Source organism: Microbacterium umsixpiens (assembly GCF_053543675.1).
The window spans coordinates 1-873 of the sequence record NZ_JBLVOH010000207.1 but is presented as its reverse complement, the minus strand read 5'-3'; the positions used below and the strand labels follow the sequence as shown (position 1 = coordinate 873).

1 protein-coding gene and 1 pseudogene are annotated in these 873 nt (G+C 71.1%); both read right to left on the bottom strand.

Features of this window, described 5'->3' with window-relative positions; all coding sequences use genetic code 11:
* Positions 1-393, bottom strand: a pseudogene (locus ACNPM4_RS17955) (hypothetical protein); the annotation flags it as partial.
* Positions 393-873 (bottom strand): PP2C family protein-serine/threonine phosphatase (locus ACNPM4_RS17950; RefSeq protein WP_448986589.1); only part of this gene is annotated, 481 nt, incomplete at its 5' end. The gene ACNPM4_RS17950 and the pseudogene ACNPM4_RS17955, both read right to left, overlap by 1 nt.

Sequence of the window (873 nt, the reverse complement as noted above, 5' to 3'; positions counted from 1 at the left end):
CACGGGGAGCGCGGATCCCGAGCCGCCCTCGTCGACCGTGATCTCCACCTTCGACACCCCCGGCACGAAGCGCTCGCTCCAGGTCGTGACGTCGGCGCCGGAGAACGTCTGGGCCTCGGCATCCGCGCCGGTGACCCGCACGGCGAGCGAGCCGCGCACGGCCACCCTGGCGTCGGTGCCCTCCAGCACGGCCGCGACGAACGACGGCATGTCGGTGAACGAGCCGCCCGCCTGCGTCGTGAGCACGTCGATGACCGTGGCGAGGCTCCGCTCGCGCGGCAGCCGATCCCACAGCGCGGCGACCGTCTCACCCGTCGCGTCGGGTGGCAGCGCCACCAGAGCGCCCGGAATCACGATCAGGTACCACTGTCCCGGTCGGTAGATCGTCTGCATCAGCGAACCCCTCCTGCTGCGGCTTCTCGTGGACGCGTGTCGGCATCGACGTCGTCGGCTTGGAGCAGCGCCCCCCGGCGCGCCGCCACCGACACGGCATCGACGATGACCACGGTGATGTTGTCGCGACCGCCCGCCTGCACGGCCTCGTCGACCAGAATGTCGGCCGCCCGCTGCGGGTCGGGCTCGGCGGCCAGGATCTGCGTGATCCGCTCGTCGGAGACCTCGGTGGTCAGACCGTCGGAGCAGATGAGCATCCGATCGCCGAGCTCCGCCGGGAACAGCCAGTAGTCGGCATCGCCGGTGCTGCTGGCGCCGATCGCCCGCGTGATGATGTTGCGGCGACGATCCGTGGCCGCCTCCGCCGCGGTGAGCTCGCCCGATTCGATGAGCTCCTGCACCACCGAGTGGTCGACGCTGATCTGCTCGAGCTCGCCGTCGGCGAGGCGGTAGGTGCGCGAGTCGCCGATGTTCACGGTG